Annotated in this window: 11 protein-coding genes and 1 other RNA gene; 8 read left to right on the top strand and 4 right to left on the bottom strand. The window is 52.9% G+C overall.

Annotation, left to right across the window (positions count from 1 at the left end):
• Positions 1-99 precede the first annotated feature (99 nt).
• From DBY90_RS08325 to DBY90_RS08315, 3 genes are all read left to right on the top strand, one after another.
• Complete coding sequence (locus tag DBY90_RS08325) at positions 100-828, top strand: YebC/PmpR family DNA-binding transcriptional regulator (protein WP_003744719.1); 729 nt, start codon at positions 100-102, stop codon at positions 826-828.
• Between the two features lie 643 nt (positions 829-1,471).
• On the top strand, positions 1,472-2,377 hold the full coding sequence (locus DBY90_RS08320; protein ID WP_070492407.1) for a metal ABC transporter solute-binding protein, Zn/Mn family: 906 nt from the start codon (positions 1,472-1,474) through the stop codon (positions 2,375-2,377).
• Positions 2,378-2,529: 152 nt separating this feature from the next.
• Positions 2,530-4,191: an electron transfer flavoprotein-ubiquinone oxidoreductase gene (locus DBY90_RS08315; protein ID WP_070492408.1), complete on the top strand. Its 1,662-nt coding sequence runs from the start codon at positions 2,530-2,532 to the stop codon at positions 4,189-4,191.
• 310 nt (positions 4,192-4,501) lie between these two features.
• On the opposite strand, the gene DBY90_RS08310 is transcribed toward DBY90_RS08315, so the two are convergent.
• Entirely contained in the window at positions 4,502-8,335 is a 3,834-nt protein-coding gene (locus DBY90_RS08310; protein ID WP_107986988.1) for a DUF3683 domain-containing protein, read from the bottom strand.
• A gap of 332 nt (positions 8,336-8,667) precedes the next feature.
• On the opposite strand from DBY90_RS08310, the gene ffs reads away from it, so the two are divergent.
• The 5 genes from ffs (at position 8,668) to DBY90_RS08285 (ending at position 12,916) form a co-directional block, all read left to right on the top strand.
• Positions 8,668-8,764, top strand: an RNA gene (ffs, locus tag DBY90_RS08305) — signal recognition particle sRNA small type.
• Between the two features lie 229 nt (positions 8,765-8,993).
• A complete protein-coding gene (gene dld / locus DBY90_RS08300) occupies positions 8,994-10,685 on the top strand; it encodes a D-lactate dehydrogenase (protein WP_070491417.1) in 1,692 nt (563 codons plus the stop codon).
• A 182-nt stretch (positions 10,686-10,867) separates the two neighbouring features.
• Positions 10,868-11,416 (top strand): carboxymuconolactone decarboxylase family protein, encoded by a 549-nt coding sequence (locus DBY90_RS08295; protein ID WP_070491415.1) that lies wholly within the window; start codon positions 10,868-10,870, stop codon positions 11,414-11,416.
• Positions 11,417-11,569: 153 nt separating this feature from the next.
• A complete protein-coding gene (locus DBY90_RS08290; protein ID WP_070491413.1) occupies positions 11,570-12,658 on the top strand; it encodes an acyl-CoA dehydrogenase family protein in 1,089 nt (362 codons plus the stop codon).
• Positions 12,659-12,745: 87 nt separating this feature from the next.
• On the top strand, positions 12,746-12,916 hold the full coding sequence (locus DBY90_RS08285; RefSeq protein ID WP_003744701.1) for a rubredoxin: 171 nt from the start codon (positions 12,746-12,748) through the stop codon (positions 12,914-12,916).
• 165 nt (positions 12,917-13,081) lie between these two features.
• Here the strand turns inward: DBY90_RS08285 and DBY90_RS08280 are convergent, their stop codons facing one another.
• The 3 genes from DBY90_RS08280 to DBY90_RS08265 all read right to left on the bottom strand — a co-directional run bounded on the left by DBY90_RS08280 (position 13,082) and on the right by DBY90_RS08265 (position 15,848).
• The gene (locus DBY90_RS08280; protein WP_107986986.1) at positions 13,082-14,038 is read right to left on the bottom strand and encodes an IS110 family RNA-guided transposase; all 957 of its coding nucleotides are present in this window, start codon (positions 14,036-14,038) and stop codon (positions 13,082-13,084) included.
• A gap of 317 nt (positions 14,039-14,355) precedes the next feature.
• Positions 14,356-15,564 carry a zonular occludens toxin family protein gene (locus DBY90_RS08270; protein ID WP_107986982.1) on the bottom strand — a complete coding sequence of 403 codons (1,209 nt, stop codon included), beginning with the start codon at positions 15,562-15,564 and terminating at the stop codon, positions 14,356-14,358.
• Entirely contained in the window at positions 15,564-15,848 is a 285-nt protein-coding gene (locus tag DBY90_RS08265; protein ID WP_070491351.1) for a DUF2523 domain-containing protein, read from the bottom strand. Before DBY90_RS08265 ends, DBY90_RS08270 begins: the two co-directional genes overlap by 1 nt.
• Between the last annotated feature and the right edge of the window lie 220 nt (positions 15,849-16,068).

Here is a 16,068-nt window from a genome sequence, read left to right as displayed (position 1 = left end):
GTCTGAAATATTTTAGGCATATCCAACCTATGTTAAAATGCGCCCTTTGAAAATGAGCAAAAGCCCGCCGGATAAGGCGGAAAATCGAAAGGATTTATCATGGCAGGTCACAGTAAGTGGGCGAATATCCAGCATAAAAAAGCCCGTCAAGATGCCAAACGCGGCAAAATCTTCACCCGTTTGATTAAAGAAATCACCGTTGCAGCCCGCATGGGCGGCGGCGATCCCGGCGCCAACCCGCGCCTGCGTCTGGCTTTGGAAAAAGCTGCTGAAAACAATATGCCCAAAGACAACGTACAACGCGCCATCGACAAAGGTACGGGCAACTTGGAAGGCGTGGAATACATCGAGTTGCGCTACGAAGGCTACGGCATCGGCGGCGCGGCGCTGATGGTGGACTGCCTGACCGACAACAAAACCCGCACCGTCGCCGACGTGCGCCATGCGTTCACCAAAAACGGCGGCAACTTGGGTACCGACGGCTGCGTAGCGTTCAACTTCGTGCATCAGGGGTATTTGGTGTTCGAACCCGGCGTTGACGAAGACGCGCTGATGGAAGCCGCTCTGGAAGCCGGTGCGGAAGACGTTATCACCAACGACGATGGCTCCATCGAAGTCATCACCGCCCCGAACGACTGGGCGGGCGTGAAAGCCGCATTGGAAGCCGCAGGCTACAAATCCGTTGACGGTGACGTCACCATGCGCGCCCAAAACGAAACCGAACTCTCCGGCGACGATGCCGTCAAAATGCAGAAATTGATTGACGCGCTGGAAGATTTGGACGACGTACAGGACGTTTACACCTCCGCCGTTTTGAATCTGGATTAATCGGAAAGATTGAAAGCAGACCTGATGGGTCTGCTTTTTTTGTCTGAGATTTTTGGTGGGTTGCTTGCTGGAATCTTTAATAGTTCGTGGGCGTAGCCCGCGCTACGATGTTTGTTGGAAACACCAGCACCGTAGCGTGGACTCCGTCCACGAAAACGATAGACAAAAAGGTCGTCTGAAAACTCAAAAATCGGGTTTTCAGACGACCTTTGTTTTTGGGTTGGCTATCGGTTTTCACTGGCGCGGGATATCGGTAGCGTGGGTTCTACCCACGAAGATAATTGACGGACAGGTCGTCTGAAATCTTGAGTGGCTCGTGGGCAAAGCCCACGCTACGCGGTCTGTTGGCAACACAAGTGCCGTAGCGTGGACTCCGTCCACGAAAACAATAGGCTCGAAGGTCGTCTGAAAACTTAAAATTGCAGTATCTATAGTGGATTAACAAAAATCAGGACAAGGCGACGAAGCCATAGACAGTACAGATAGTACGGCAAGGCGAGGCAACGCCGTACTGGTTTAAAGTTAATCCACTATAAAAACTTTTAGGCTAGGGAAGTATCTATAAGTGGGGCTGCTTGAAGATTCCGTCTTGCTGTTTTAAAATGACGGATTGTTACGTTATATCAATTGGAGAGAGAAAAACATGAAACATTGGAAACTCGGCGTCATCGCTGCATTAATGTCCGGCGCAGTTTACGCAGCCCCGATGAACGTCGTCACCAGCTTCAGCATTTTGGGCGACGTTACCAAACAAATCGGCGGCGACCGTGTTGCCGTGCAAAATTTGGTCGGTGCCAACCAAGACAGCCACGCCTATCACATGACCAGCGGCGACATCAAAAAAATCCGTAGTGCGAAATTAGTCCTGCTCAACGGCTTGGGTTTGGAAGCGGCTGATGTTCAGCGCGCCGTCAAACAAAGCAAAGTTCCCTTTGCCGAAGCGACCAAAGGCATACAGGCGCTTAAAGCCGAAGAAGGCGGTCATCACCATGACCACGATCACGAAGGCCACCACCACGACCACGGCGAATTTGACCCGCACGTCTGGACCGACCCCGTCCTGATGACGACCTACGCCCAAAACGTCGCCAACGCTCTGATTCAGGCAGACCCCGAAGGCAAAACCTACTACCAACAACGCTTGGGCAACTACCAAGTGCAGCTGAAAAAACTGCATAGCGACGCCCAAACCGCCTTTAACGCCGTTCCCGCCGCCAAGCGCAAAGTTCTGACCGGACACGACGCTTTCTCCTACATGGGCAAACGCTACAATATTGAGTTCATCGCCCCGCAAGGCGTGAGCAGCGAAGCCGAGCCGTCCGCCAAACAAGTGGCTTCCATCATCCGCCAAATCAAACGCGAAGGCATCAAAGCCGTGTTCACTGAAAACATCAAAGACACGCGCATGGTTGACCGTATCGCCAAAGAAACCGGCGTCAACGTCAGCGGTAAACTCTACTCCGACGCACTCGGCGGCGCACCTGCCAATACTTATATCGGCATGTACCGCTACAACGTCAAAGCCTTGACTGATGCGATGAAAAAATAAAACCGCTTGATTGGTTTAAATAGAAAAAAGTCAAAAGGTCGTCTGAAACCGAAAACATGGTTTTCAGACGACCTTTGTTGTATTTTGTAACTATATGTTCCCGTTGTATAATCACAAGTTTGCAATTCAATAATAAACATACAGGAACCGCCATGACAGAATCCATCACCCGCGACAGTATGCAATACGATGTCGTGATTGTCGGCGCAGGCCCGTCGGGTTTGTCCGCCGCCATCAAACTCAAGCAGCTTGCCGAAAAAAACGGGCGCGAAATCAGCGTTTGCGTGGTGGAGAAGGGTTCGGAGGCAGGTGCGCATTCGCTGGCGGGCGCGGTCATTGATCCGATTGCGCTGAATGAGCTGATTCCCGACTGGAAAGAAAAAGGCGCGCCGCTGACGCGTGCGGTAACGCAGGACAAAGTGTTGTTCCTGACGGAGAAAAAAGCGTTCAATCTGCCCGTTACCCCCAATTTCGACAATCACGGCAACTATATCGTCAGCTTGGGCGAAGTTGTGCGCTGGTTGGCGGAGCAGGCGGAAAATATGGGCGTGGAAATCTATCCGGGCTTTGCCGCCGCCGAAGTGCTGTATCACGAAGACGGTTCGGTCAAAGGCATTGCAACCGGCAATATGGGCGTGGGTAAAGACGGCGAGCCGACCGACAGTTTCCAGCCCGGCATGGAGCTTTGGGCGCAGCAAACCCTGTTTGCCGAAGGTTGCCGCGGTTCGCTTTCCAAACAAGTCATCGAACGTTTCCAACTCGACCAAAACAGCCAGCCACAAACTTACGGCTTGGGCATCAAAGAGATTTGGGAAGTGACGTCTGAAAAACATCAGCCCGGTTTGGTGGTACACAGCGCGGGCTGGCCGCTGGACAGCAAAACCTACGGCGGTGCGTTTGTTTACCATTTCGACGATAACAAAGTCGCCGTCGGTTTTGTGGTCGGTTTGGATTATCAAAACCCTTATCTGTCGCCGTTTGAAGAGTTCCAACGCTTCAAAACCCATCCCGAAATCCGCAAAACCTTCGAAGGCGGTCGCCGTATCGCTTACGGCGCACGTTCGCTGATTGAAGGCGGTTTGCAAAGCCTGCCGAAGCTCTCGTTCAAAGGCGGCGTTTTAATCGGCGATGCGGCGGGTTTCCTCAATATGCCGCGCATCAAAGGCATTCATACCGCGATGAAATCCGCCATGCTCGCCGCCGAAGCAGTGTTCCCCTTGTTGGAAAACCTTGAAGAAGTGGAGGGTTTCGATAGCGGCAAAGAGGCAGCGGATTATCAGCAACGTTTTGAACAAAGCTGGCTGTATCAAGAGCTTTACGCCGCGCGTAATGTCCGTCCGTCATTCAAATGGGGCGTTTACCTCGGTTCGATCTATACCGGCATCGATCAGATGATTTTCAGAGGCAAAGCCCCGTGGACTTTGAAACATCACGGCAAAGACAACGAGCAGCTTAAAAAAGCCGCCGCGTGCAAGCCGATTGATTATCCGAAACCTGACGGCGTGTTGACCTTCGATCGCTTAAGCAGCGTCTTCCTCGCCAACCTCGCGCACGAAGAAAATCAGCCCGACCATTTGGTGCTGAAAAATCCGCAAACGATGATAGACGTGAACTACAAAGAATACGCTTCGCCCGAAACGCGCTATTGCCCGGCCGGTGTGTATGAAATCGTCGAAGAAAACGGCAGCCCGCGCCTGCAAATCAACGCCGCCAACTGCGTCCACTGCAAAACGTGCGACATCAAAGACCCGACGCAAAACATCACTTGGATTTGCCCCGAAGGCGCAAGCGGACCGAATTACGGCGGGATGTAAGCTTTAGGCAGTAGCTTTGCTGAATTGGGCAAACATTTGCCGCCTTGGATAAAGAAAGGTCGTCTGAAAATCTTGGTTTAAGGTTTTCAGACGACCTTTTTTTATAGTCGGAAGTATGGAGTAAGGAATGGTGTTTTGTCTGTTTCAAACGTAGAGGTCGTCTGAAAATCGAGAATGGATTGTTTCGGAACATGGATTGTAGGCAGAACCAAAACATGACCGCCTCCCCCTATCCTTCCCAATCGTATCCGCCGATTTCTTGGATAACAGTTTCAGACGACCTTTGGGGTCGTCTGAAACCATACAAACCTTACAGCAACACTTTCTCCACGCCGCCGTTGTTGGCTTTTTTCACAAACTCGTCCAGCCAGTTTTCACCGAGAATATGTTTCGCCATTTCGATGACGATGTAGTCGGCGGGCATGTTGTTGTCGTCGGCGTAACGGCTCAGACCTTGCAGGCAGGCGGGGCAGGAGGTGAGCATTTTGACGGGTTCGCCCTGCGGCAGCTCTTTGAGGTTTTTCTCGATTTCTTCCTGTTTGCGGAATTTGACTTGGGTGGCGATGTCGGGGCGTTTGACGGCGAACATGCCGGATTCGCCGCAGCAGCGGTCGCTTAAGACGACTTTTTGCCCCATGAGGCTGCTTGCCATTTGGGTGGCGTTCATGGTTTTGATGGGCGTGTGGCAGGGGTCGTGGTAGAGGTATTGCTGACCTTTCACGCCGTTCAGTTGCACGCCTTTTTCGAGCAGGTATTCGTGGATGTCGATGATGCGGCAGCCGGGGAAGATTTCTTCGAAGCGGTATTTTTCGAGCTGGTCGTAGCAGGTGCCGCAACTGACAACGACGGTTTTGATGTCGAGGTAGTTGAGGGTGTTCGCCATACGGTGGAAAGCCACGCGGTTGTTGGTGCTCATTTGTTCGGCTTTTGCCTTGTTGCCGCCCGCGTCCTGCGGATAGCCGCAACACATATAGCCGGGCGGCAGGACGGTTTGTACGCCGACGTGCCAGAGCATGGCTTGGACGGCGAGTCCGATTTGGCTGAACAGACGCTCCGAACCGCAGCCCGGGAAGTAGAACACGGCTTCGGCATCTTCGGGCGCGGCAGGGTTGCGGATGATGGGGATGCTTTTGTCGTCTTCTATGCCGAGCATGGAGCGCGGTGTTTTGGCAGGCACACTTTTGGGCAAAGGACGGTTGATGAAGTGGATGATTTGTTCTTTGACCGGAGCGGTGCCGACGGTGGCTTTGGGTTCGGCTTTTTGTTTTTTGGTGCCGACGGGCAGGAGTTTGCCGATTTTGTAAGCGAAGTTCTGCGCGGGGAAGCCGGTCTGTATCATGGCGGCGCGCAGGGCTTTGATGGTTTTCGGGCCGGTAGCGTTCAGGAACGCCATACCCATCGATGCGGCGGGTGCAAAGCGTTTATGACCGGAATCGGCAAGGTAGTTGCGGATGGCTACGGTTACGTCGCCGAAGTCGATGTTGACGGGGCAGGGTTTGACGCAGCGGTGGCACACGGTGCAGTGGTCGCCGATGTCCATGAGTTCTTCGAAGTGTTTGATGGAAACGCCGCGGCGGGTTTGCTCTTCGTATAAAAAGGCTTCGGTCAGTAGCCCCACGCCGAGGATTTTGTTGCGCGGGCTGTACAGCAGGTTGGCGCGTGGGACGTGGGTGGAGCAGACGGGTTTGCATTTACCGCAGCGCAGGCAGTCTTTGACGGAATCGGCGATGGTGCCGAGGTCTGATTTTTCCATAATCAGCGATTCCGCGCCCAAAAGCTCGAAAGACGGCGTGTAGGCGTTGCGTAAGTCCGAACCTTTCATCAGTTTGTGACGGTTGAAGGTGTGCTTGGGATCGACTTGGTTTTTGTAGTCCCAAAACGGCTGCAAATCTTCATCGGTCAAAAATTCGAGCTTGGTGATGCCGATGCCGTGTTCGCCCGAAATCACGCCGCCGAGCGAGCGGGCGATTTTCATGATGCGTTCGACCGAACGGTAGGCGGTCTGAAGCATTTGGGCGTCGTCTGAATTGACGGGGATGTTGGTGTGGACGTTGCCGTCGCCGGCGTGCATGTGCAAGGCGACGAAGACGCGACCGCGTACGGTTTTGGCGTGGATTTTGCCCAAGCCTTCGATGATTTTGGTGTCGGTTTTGCCGCTGAAGATTTCGGCGAGCGGTTTCATTACGTCGTCTTTGACGGACACGCGCAGGCGGAAGTCGCGGAATGCGGTGAAACAGCTCTCGTCGTCTTTGGCTTCAGGTGCGGCATGAACGGCAGCGCCGTAGCGGGCTTTGTAGTCGGCAAGCGGCGTGTCGAGATTGGCGAGCAACCAGTCCCAACGCTCTTTGACGGCGGAAACGTGGGCAAGGGCGTGTTTGCCGCGTTCGCCCAAAAGTTCGGCGGTCGGCAGGTCCGTGCCCATTTTGTCGATGGGAAGTTTGCCCGAAAGATATTGCTCCAATGCGGCGCACAAGGTGAGTTTGTTTTGGATGGAAAGCTCAATGTTGATGCGCTCGATACCGTCCGAATACTCGCCCAGCCGCTCCAGCGGAATCACCACGTCTTCGTTGATTTTAAAGGCGTTGGTGTGTTTGGCGATGGCGGCGGTGCGGCTGCGGTCTAGCCAGAAAGTTTTGCGCGCTTCGGGCGACACGGCGATAAAGCCTTCGCCGTCGCGGGCGCGAGCAAGTTCGCAGATGTGTTCGGCGGCTGCCTCTACGGCGGCTTCGTCGTCTGAAACCACGTCCGCCAACAAGACCATTTTCGGCCGCCCCTTACCTGCCGCTTTGGTGGCGTAGCCGACTGCGCGGACATAACGCCAGTCCAAATGTTCCAAACCCGCCAGCCGCACACTGTCGTGGGCGAGCAGGAAATCGCGGATTTCGACGATAGAAGGAGTGGCGGTGGCGACTGTGCCGAAAAACTCCATACACACGGTGCGCGTGTATTTCGGCATTTTGTGCAACACGAAGGCGACGCTGGTGATGATGCCGTCCGTGCCTTCTTTCTGCACGCCGGGCAGGCCGCTCAAGAATTTGTCGGTAACGTCTTTGCCCAAACCGACTTTGCGGAATTTGTGGCCGGGGATTTCCAAACGTTCGGTTTTAACAACATTAATGCCGTCTGAATCCAGTGTATGCACGTCGAACACGGCGGTTTCTTCGTCGTGGATTTTGCCGAAATTATGGCGCACGCGCTCGATGCGCAGCCATTCGCCCTGCGGGTTGACCATCTGCCAGTAGGCGAGGTTGTCCAACGCCGTCCCCCACAGCACGGCTTTTTTGCCGCCCGCGTTCATCGCCACATTGCCGCCCACGCAGGACGCATCGGCGGAAGTCGGATCGACGGCGAACACCAAACCCGCCTGATGCGCGGTTTCTTCCACCCGCCGCGTTACCACGCCCGCGCCGCAATGGATAATCGGATGTTTGCCGTCCAAGCCCGCCAGTTCGACAAATTCCACGCCGCGATGCTTGTCCAGCTTTTCCGTATTGATGACCGCGCTGTTTGCATCCAAAGGCACGGCGCCGCCGGTATAACCCGTGCCGCCGCCGCGCGGGATAATGACCAAATCCAGCTCGATTAAGGCGCGCACCAAAGGCGCGACTTCCGCCTCCGTATCGGGATTGACGACGACAAACGGATATTCGACGCGCCAGTCGGTCGCATCGGTAACGTGCGTCACCCGCGCCAGCCCGTCGAACATAATATTGTGCGGCTTGGTGATTTTGCTCAAACGTTCCAAAATCTGCCGCCGCTTTTGGCGCGTTTCGTCAAAGCCGCCGTCAAAACGCTCGACCGCCTTTTCCGCCTCCGCAACCAATACATCGACTTGCGGATTGTCGTCGCGGCGTTTGCGGATTTCGTTCAAACGGTGGCGCATTTCGCGCACCAGCGCGGCGCGGCGTTTCGGATGCTCCAGCAAATCATCGACCAGATACGGATTGCGCACGACCACCCAAATGTCGCCCAACACTTCAAACAGCATCCGCGCCGAACGCCCCGTCCTGCGCTGTCCGCGCAAGTCCTGCAGGATTTGCCACGCCTCATCGCCCAACAGGCGGATGACGATTTCGCGGTCGGTGTAGGAAGTATAGTTGTAGGGAATTTCCCGAATACGCTGCGGGGCGGTAGTCGTGGTCATGGTGGCGGTGTGTCCGTAAGATTATTGGTACGGCGAAATTACACGAAACTGCTGCATGATTTCGCTGTGTTTTTAGGAAAAAGGTCGTCTGAAAGCGCAGCTTCAACGAAGTTAAAACGATTTTCGGGCCAATCAGACAACTTGGTAGAAAGTGTTAATGTAGTTTAAATTTCGATGTTTTTCAACGTCAAAGGCGAAAATGTTTCAATAGGAATGATTTTTAAAAAGGCGGATATTGTTGACAATTTTACCGCAAACAAACTTTTCAAACGACCTTTGACACCGGCGCGCTTGAGTTTTCCCGTAAAACAGTTATAATCCCAATCTCTTACGGCGGGTCTCCCCGCATGGTAATTCGGAACAACGGGTCAGGGGCGGAAGCCAGCAGCCCACTCCGATGCGTCAGTGCCGGGGGTCTGGCTCGCCACCCTATTAAAAAACACCGAAGATTGATTGGTCTTCGGTGTTTTTGCTTTTGCAGAATTCGGGATGGGGAAAGGTCGTCTGAAAAGGCGGAACTTGGCTTCAATAGGCTTACGATGCCTGTTTTCCAGCCGGATTTCGTTTTCAGGCGACCTTTACTTTACCCTTGGGCATTACTACAATGTTTCGATTTCGATGTCCGAAGTAATATAAACAGACTATTTAGGAGAGTGCCATGACCGCCTCGCAATTAATCAGCAGCCTGACCCAAACCGTCGGCGAAAAATACATCATCACCGACCCCGCGAAAACTGAACAATACCGCCAAGGCTACCGTTTCGGCGAGGGTAGGGCGTTGGCGGTGGTGCGCCCCGGAACCATTCTGGAAATGTGGAAAATTTTGCAGGCTTGCGTCGAAGCGGACGTGATTGTGATTACGCAGGCGGCGAATACCGGTTTGACGGGCGGCTCGACCCCCGACGGCAACGATTACGACCGCGACATCGTGATCGTGAACACCATGCGGATGAACATCATCCAAACCATCAACAACAACGAACAAGTCGTTTGCCTGCCCGGTTCGACCTTGAACCAGCTCGAATTGCTGCTGAAACCTTTGGGGCGCGAACCGCATTCGGTCATCGGCTCTTCATGTATCGGCGCGTCCGTCTTGGGCGGCGTGTGCAACAACTCCGGCGGCGCATTGGTGCAGCGCGGCCCTGCCTACACGGAAATGGCGCTGTTTGCCCAAATCAACGAAGAGGGCAAACTGGAGCTGGTCAACCATTTGGGCATAGATTTGGGCGACGCGCCCGAAGAAATCCTGACCAACCTTCAAGGTCATCATTATCAGAGAAAAGACATCACGCAAGACGCGGGTAAAGGACACGACCACGCCTATTGCGACCATGTTCGCCAAGTGGACGAGCCGACCGCCGCGCGTTTTAATGCCGACCCGGCGCGCCATTACGAAGCGTCCGGCTGCGCGGGCAAACTGATGGTATTCGCCGTCCGCTTGGACACCTTCCCGCAAGAAAAACAAACCGCCGTGTTCTACATCGGCACCAACGACATCAACGAGTTGACCGACATCCGCCGCGCTGCCTTGGGCGAATTTGAAAGCCTGCCCGTTTCCGGCGAATACATCCATCGCGACGCTTTCGATATTGCCGACGTGTACGGCAAAGACACGTTCTACGTCATCAAAAAATTCGGTACGCACCAACTGCCGAAATTATTTGATTTCAAAGCCAAAGTTGACCGCTTCGGCAAAAAAGTCAGCTTCCTGCCCAAACATTTTTCCGACAAGGTCATGCAGTTCGTCAGCAAATACCTGCCCGATCACCTGCCCAAATCCATGCGCGATTACCGCGACAAATACGAACACCATCTGATTCTGAAAATGGGCGGAAAAGGCGTCGATGAAGCGCGCGCGTTCCTGAAAGAGTATTTTGCACACCACAGCGGCGCGTTTTTCGAATGCAACGCAGAAGAAACCCAAGCTGCCATGCTGCACCGTTTTGCCGTCGCTTCCGCCGCCATCCGCTATCGTGCCGTGCATGACGACGAGGTGGAAGATTTGGTCGCGCTGGACATCGCCCTGCGCCGCGACGACCGCGACTGGTTTGAAAAACTGCCGTCAGAAATCGACAATAAAATCATCCACAAACTCTACTACGGACATTTCATGTGCCACGTTTTCCATCAGGATTACATCATCAAAAAAGGCAACGACTGCATGGCATTGGAACACGAAATGCTTTATCTCTTAGACCAACGCGGCGCGCAGTATCCTGCCGAACACAACGTCGGCCATTTATACGAAGCGAAACCCGCGCTCAAACAGTTCTACCGAAAACTCGACCCGACCAACAGCTTCAATCCAGGTATAGGCAAAACCAGTAAGAAGAAAAACTGGGTTGAATGATAAGGTTGGGATGGTATAAGTGAATGAAAGGTCGTCTGAAAACTGTATTCGGTTTTCAGACGACCTTTTTTTGCTTATAACTTTTGGTTTGCAGCACATAACCAATCAGTCTTTCCCGAAAAACGACAATCGGAGTAGTATGCCACATTCCGTTCAATACACTGAAAACAAAGGTATAAATTATGGCACGCTTAACTGTACACACCGTCGAAACCGCTCCCGAAGCAGCAAAACCCCGCGTCGAAGCCGCGCTGAAAAACAACGGCTTCATCCCCAACCTCATCGGCGTATTGGCAAACGCGCCCGAAGCGTTGGCGTTCTATCAAGAAGTCGGCAAACTGAACGCCGCCAACAGCCTGACTCCCGGTGAAGTCGAAGTCATCCAAATCATCGCCGCCCGTACCAACGAATGCGGTTTCTGCGTGGCAGGCCACACTAAGCTGGCAACCCTGAAAAAACTTCTGTCCGAACAATCCATCAAAGCCTCGCGCGCGTTGGCGGCAGGCGAATTTGACGATGCCAAACTGGGCGCGCTCGCTGCGTTTACCCAAGCCGTGATGGCGAAAAAAGGCGCGGTATCCGATGCCGAACTCAAAGCCTTCTTCGACGCAGGCTACAACCAGCAGCAGGCTGTCGAAGTCGTAATGGGCGTTGCCTTGGCGACTTTGTGCAACTACGTCAACAACGTGGCGCAAACAGACATCAACCCTGAATTGCAGGCATTCGCCTGATTCTGACTGAAGGTCGTCTGAAAAGCGTCGGCAAAACCGTTTGCCCCTTTTCAGACGACCTTTTTCAAAAATGCCGTCCCTGTAACGGACTACTTCCCCTTTCAAACGGAACGCCCTCCCGCGCCGTCCGCACACATTTTCAAGGATAAGACCATGAACCGTGAAACCTTATTGTCTCAAGTTGCCGAACTCGTCAAAGCCAAACTCAAACCCTTAGTGGACGAAATCGACCGCAATGGTTTGTATCCCGAAGACTTTATGCGCGAACTCGGCGCCATCGGCGGATTCGGCGCAGTCGGTACGGAAGCGGAAGGCGGCAACGGCTTAGGTTTGGCGGCGCAAATCGCCGTCCTGCGCGAAGTCGGCAAAGAATGCGGCGCGACCTCGTTCAGCGCATGGTGTCAGGCGGCTTGCGCGTGGTATCTGCACCAAACGCCCAACCAAGCCGTCAAAGAAAAATACCTTGCCGACATCCTGCAAGGCAAAGTATTGGCGGGGACGGGCATGTCCAATACCGTCAAACACCTTGCCGGCATTGAAAAACACAATCTTCAAGCCGAGCGCGTGGACGGCGGCTACACAGTCAACGGCGCGCTGCCGTGGGTATCCAACATCGGCGAAGACCACATCTGGGCGAATACCGCCCAAATCGGCGACAGCTACGTCATGTTCATCACCGGCGGACAATGGGAAGGCGTAACCCTGCAAGCCTGCCCCGAATTCTGCGCCCTCGAAGGCACGCGCACGTTCAGCCTGAATTTCAAAGACGTTTTCATTCCTGACGAAGACGTAATTGCCTCGCCCGAACAGTTCTCTGACTACATCGCCACCATCAAATCCGGCTTCATCCTGCTGCAAATCGGCATCGGCGCGGGCGTAATCGACGGCAGCCTCGGCATCATCCGCATCGCCAACGTCGTCAACGCCGATGTCAACAGCTACCTCGACGACAGCTACGACAGCCTCAAAGCCGCTTTGGACGAAGCATGGCAAACCACCGAGCAACTGGCGGACTTGGCGTGGAACAACACCCCCGACAACCTCGCCACGCTGAAACTGCGCGCCGCCGCCTCCGAGCTGACGCTTGCCGCCGCCCAATCTGCCGCCTTACACGCGGGCGCAAAAGGCTATCTCATGCGCAGCCCCGCCCAACGCCGCGTCCGCGAAGCCATGTTCGTCGCCATCGTTACCCCCGCGTTGAAACACTTGCGCAAAGAAATCGCGGCATTGGAAGCGGCGTAAGGTTTTGAAACAGACCAAACAAAAGGTCGTCTGAAAACCTTTTGCCAACTGTTTTCAGACGACCTCAAATATCAGAAGGAACAAACCATGGCACAATACATGTGCGGCCCCTGCGGCTGGATTTACGACGAAGACCTCGGCGACCCCGAACACGGCATCGCCCCCGGCACGAAATTCGAAGACATCCCCGACGATTGGAAATGCCCGGAATGCGGCGTGGGTAAAGAAGACTTTTATCTGCTGGATTTCGTGATATAGCTTTGGACAAACTAAAAAGATGATATGTTGCCCGTCAACAAGTCAAATGGAATATATTTGTAACTTTATATTTTATATGATTATTTTGTTTTACACTTTTTGACGGTATGACAATACACGGTTACATTTCTGTAACCGTTTTTCTTTTTGTTTGGTTTGCCTTTCCTATGCCGCTTTGTGCCGCGTGCTGTCGTATGGCTTGCCTGTTTTTACAATGTAATAGGCCAGCTTCGCCAGTTTGCGCATGATGGCGACGATGATGACCATTTTGGGCTTGCCTGCATTCGTCAGGTTGCGGACGAGCTGCGGGAATGCACCCGTCCGATAGGCGACCAGTGCGGGCATATACAGGGAGCGTTTAACCCGGCGATGTCCATAGCGGCTCAATCTGCCTTTCTTGTGGACGCTCGTCCCGGACTGTTCGGTCTGCGGGCTTAGTCCTGCGTATGATACGAATTGGTTTGCGGTTTGAAAGGTTTTGTCTGTCAGTTGGGCATATAGTATGGCGGCGGTGTCTTTGCCTATGCCTGCTATGGTTTGCAGGTTGCGGTAGTGGCTGTCGGTTGCGGTCTGTTCTTTGATTTGTGCGTCTATGGCGGCTTGGGTTTGGTCGATTTTTTCCTGATAGGTTTCGATAAGGTCTTCATGTATTGTCTGTATCAGTTCGTCTTTGGTACTGTGCAGGCGGTTTTTGATTTGTTTCTGATGGTCTTTGAGTTGCTGCTTCAGGGTGATGAGTTTTTGCAGGTAGCGGTTTTTGGGTTTGCTATACGGTATGATTTTGTCCGAGTGCCGTTTGGTGTATTCGGCGATCAGGTTTGAATCGGCTTTGTCGGTTTTCGTGCGATTAAACTGACTTTTGCCATAGTCTTTGATTTTCAGGGGATTTATGACGTAAACGGTGTGGGTTTCGGACAGGTTTTCGGCGGCAGCTTCGTAGTATATGCCCGTTGCTTCCATGCCGATGACGCATTTTCTAACCTTGTTCGCCTTTATCCAGTCCTTGAGGCTTTGGAAGCCTTCCCGATTATTGCCGACCTTGGTGTGATATGTGCTTCCGTCGGTCTTATGCAGTGTTGCGTCTATGGTTTTTTGCGATATGTCCAATCCGATTGTATTCATGATGGGATTTTCCTTATTTATTCAGCCTGTTGCGGCTATGATGATATTCAATTTCAAGGATGGTAAAAGACGGTCGGCATTTCTTTTTATCGGCTTTTCTGCCCGGGTCGTTCGTCTGCCTAACCGTCCCGGTCTTTGTTTTGCGCATAAACAAAAACCCGTAAACCGTCTTTTTTAAAACGGTTTGCGGGTTTCTGCTTTGGAATTTTATTGCTTCCGGTTGCGCTGTATTTTGCCTAAATTTGCTTTTTTAATCCTTTCCGGAAGCAATTTTATTGCTTAAAAGGTCGTCTGAAATATGTCAGACGACCTTTTTTCTATGGCGTGGCGACTACTCCGCCTCTTTGCGCAAACTGCTGCCCCGCTTCTGTATAACCGTCATACATTAGATTTTTTGGGGGCTGTCCGCCCATTGTAAGAACTTGGCCGCTTTCAGGCGTATAGGCGGTCTGCGGTGTGTTCTGTTGCTGTTGTGCTGCCTGTTGTTCGTCCTTGTATGGGTTGAACGGCAAGCCGTTTCTGGCGTAGTCCTTGCACATGGCTTTAGTAATTTCTTTCAATGGCGTTCCTTGTGCGGAATAACAGGTGCAGCCGCTTTTGCCGCCATCGACGCAACCGGCGATGTACTCGAAGGTTTTGACCTGTCGGACGCTGTTGTAGATTGGTTTGCTTTCGGGTTTTTCTGCAAGTTTCGGAACGAACATTTCGGCTGTCAGGTCGCCGCCTGTCTGCTGTGCGGCGGTTTGTGCCTGTTCTTCGCTTTGTACTCCGCTTGCGGCTTGGTTTACATCGGATGCCGCCAATTCCTGCGCCTGTTCCTGTTCGGGCTGTTTGCCGTAGTTTTTCAGCATGGTATAGGACAATCCGAGAAAGACGGGAACAAGCAGCAGTATCACGGGCAGGGCGTAAAACCACTTTGAACGTTTTACTTTGTTGACCGTGTGGACTTCGGCGGATTCGTACAGGTCGTACACTTTTTTGTCCAATGTGTAAATGCTGGAGAATGCCTGCTTCGCCATTCTTATAGGGTCGTCTGCACAAATTTGCCACTCTAAGAGCGTCCGCATACCCATCTTATTTGCGGCTATGTGGTAGTGTTTTTTTACAAGCGTCCTCAAGTTGGTATCCAACAGTTTCGGACCTTGTGTCAGGACAAATATGTCTATGCCAAGATGTCTGTGTGTGTTCAGCCATGATACGTTTTCGGGAATTTTCGCACCTGCGGAGCGTGCCGGCCAAACGTCCTGTGCTTCGTCAACAATGACGATCGCGCCGATGTTTTCGGGCTTCTTTATCCATTCGTACATGTCGTGTGCGGACAGTTGGTCTTCCGTTGACCTCGGCAGTTTCTTGGCGTCGGTCTCTATGTAGGTATGGGGTATCTTCAAGCCTTTAATGTTTGTAAAAACCTTGCGGCTTATTCCATTCTCGTCAGGCTGAAACATTTTGTCGTTTGCCATCATGGATACCATTTTCAGGGTTTTACCCGAACCGGGCGTCCCTGTTATCAAGCATATTTCCGCCATTATTTTTTCTTCCCTATTGCTGTGGCCAGTTTCGTCATTTGTTTGAATGACAGGATAAAGGCGATTGCGCCAAACAGTATGTTCAGGACTGTACCGCCGCCGCTGATGTAAAAGAGTTGCAGCATGGCCTGCGGTGCGCCTGTAACGCTGTCGGTTATCGCCTGTTGGAAACGGCTCACCATGATGTCCACGCCTTTATAGGTTACTGCCATCAGCCCTAAGGCTGTCATGATTCTGCCTGCTACGCTCAAAAGCAGCGGGAGCAGTGCTGCGAGCAGTTTCATTTGGGCTTCCTTTCTTATTTACGGTTTATTTTTTAAGGGCTGTTTGTGATTCAGACGACCTTTTGAGGTCGTCTGAAATGTGTCTGTCTGATTTGAAATGGATTTGATTCGTTGCGTTTTGCCTTGTGTGTTCAACGGCTACCTGTTTTGGCAAAAGTTGCCGTTTCGGAACGTTTCGCGGGGGATTTCCGCCCCCGCACCCCCACCGTCTCACTTGCGA

It is taken from the genome of Neisseria mucosa, assembly GCF_003044445.1.
Lineage (GTDB): Bacteria > Pseudomonadota > Gammaproteobacteria > Burkholderiales > Neisseriaceae > Neisseria > Neisseria mucosa_A.
Note: the sequence above shows the minus strand (reverse complement) of the source record. Positions and strands in the feature narration are given on the sequence as shown.

Bases quoted from the DNA above. Each gene is read 5' to 3' on its own strand.
- DBY90_RS08290 (WP_070491413.1), top strand. From the start codon at position 11,570: ATGAACCGTGAAACCTTATTGTCTCAAGTTGCCGAACTCGTCAAAGCC.
- DBY90_RS08320 (WP_070492407.1), top strand. From the start codon at position 1,472: ATGAAACATTGGAAACTCGGCGTCATCGCTGCATTAATGTCCGGCGCA.
- DBY90_RS08280 (WP_107986986.1), bottom strand. From the start codon at position 14,038: ATGAATACAATCGGATTGGACATATCGCAAAAAACCATAGACGCAACA.
- DBY90_RS08270 (WP_107986982.1), bottom strand. From the start codon at position 15,564: ATGGCGGAAATATGCTTGATAACAGGGACGCCCGGTTCGGGTAAAACC.
- DBY90_RS08295 (WP_070491415.1), top strand. From the start codon at position 10,868: ATGGCACGCTTAACTGTACACACCGTCGAAACCGCTCCCGAAGCAGCA.
- DBY90_RS08265 (WP_070491351.1), bottom strand. From the start codon at position 15,848: ATGAAACTGCTCGCAGCACTGCTCCCGCTGCTTTTGAGCGTAGCAGGC.
- DBY90_RS08285 (WP_003744701.1), top strand. From the start codon at position 12,746: ATGGCACAATACATGTGCGGCCCCTGCGGCTGGATTTACGACGAAGAC.
- DBY90_RS08310 (WP_107986988.1), bottom strand. From the start codon at position 8,335: ATGACCACGACTACCGCCCCGCAGCGTATTCGGGAAATTCCCTACAAC.
- DBY90_RS08325 (WP_003744719.1), top strand. From the start codon at position 100: ATGGCAGGTCACAGTAAGTGGGCGAATATCCAGCATAAAAAAGCCCGT.
- dld (WP_070491417.1), top strand. From the start codon at position 8,994: ATGACCGCCTCGCAATTAATCAGCAGCCTGACCCAAACCGTCGGCGAA.
- DBY90_RS08315 (WP_070492408.1), top strand. From the start codon at position 2,530: ATGACAGAATCCATCACCCGCGACAGTATGCAATACGATGTCGTGATT.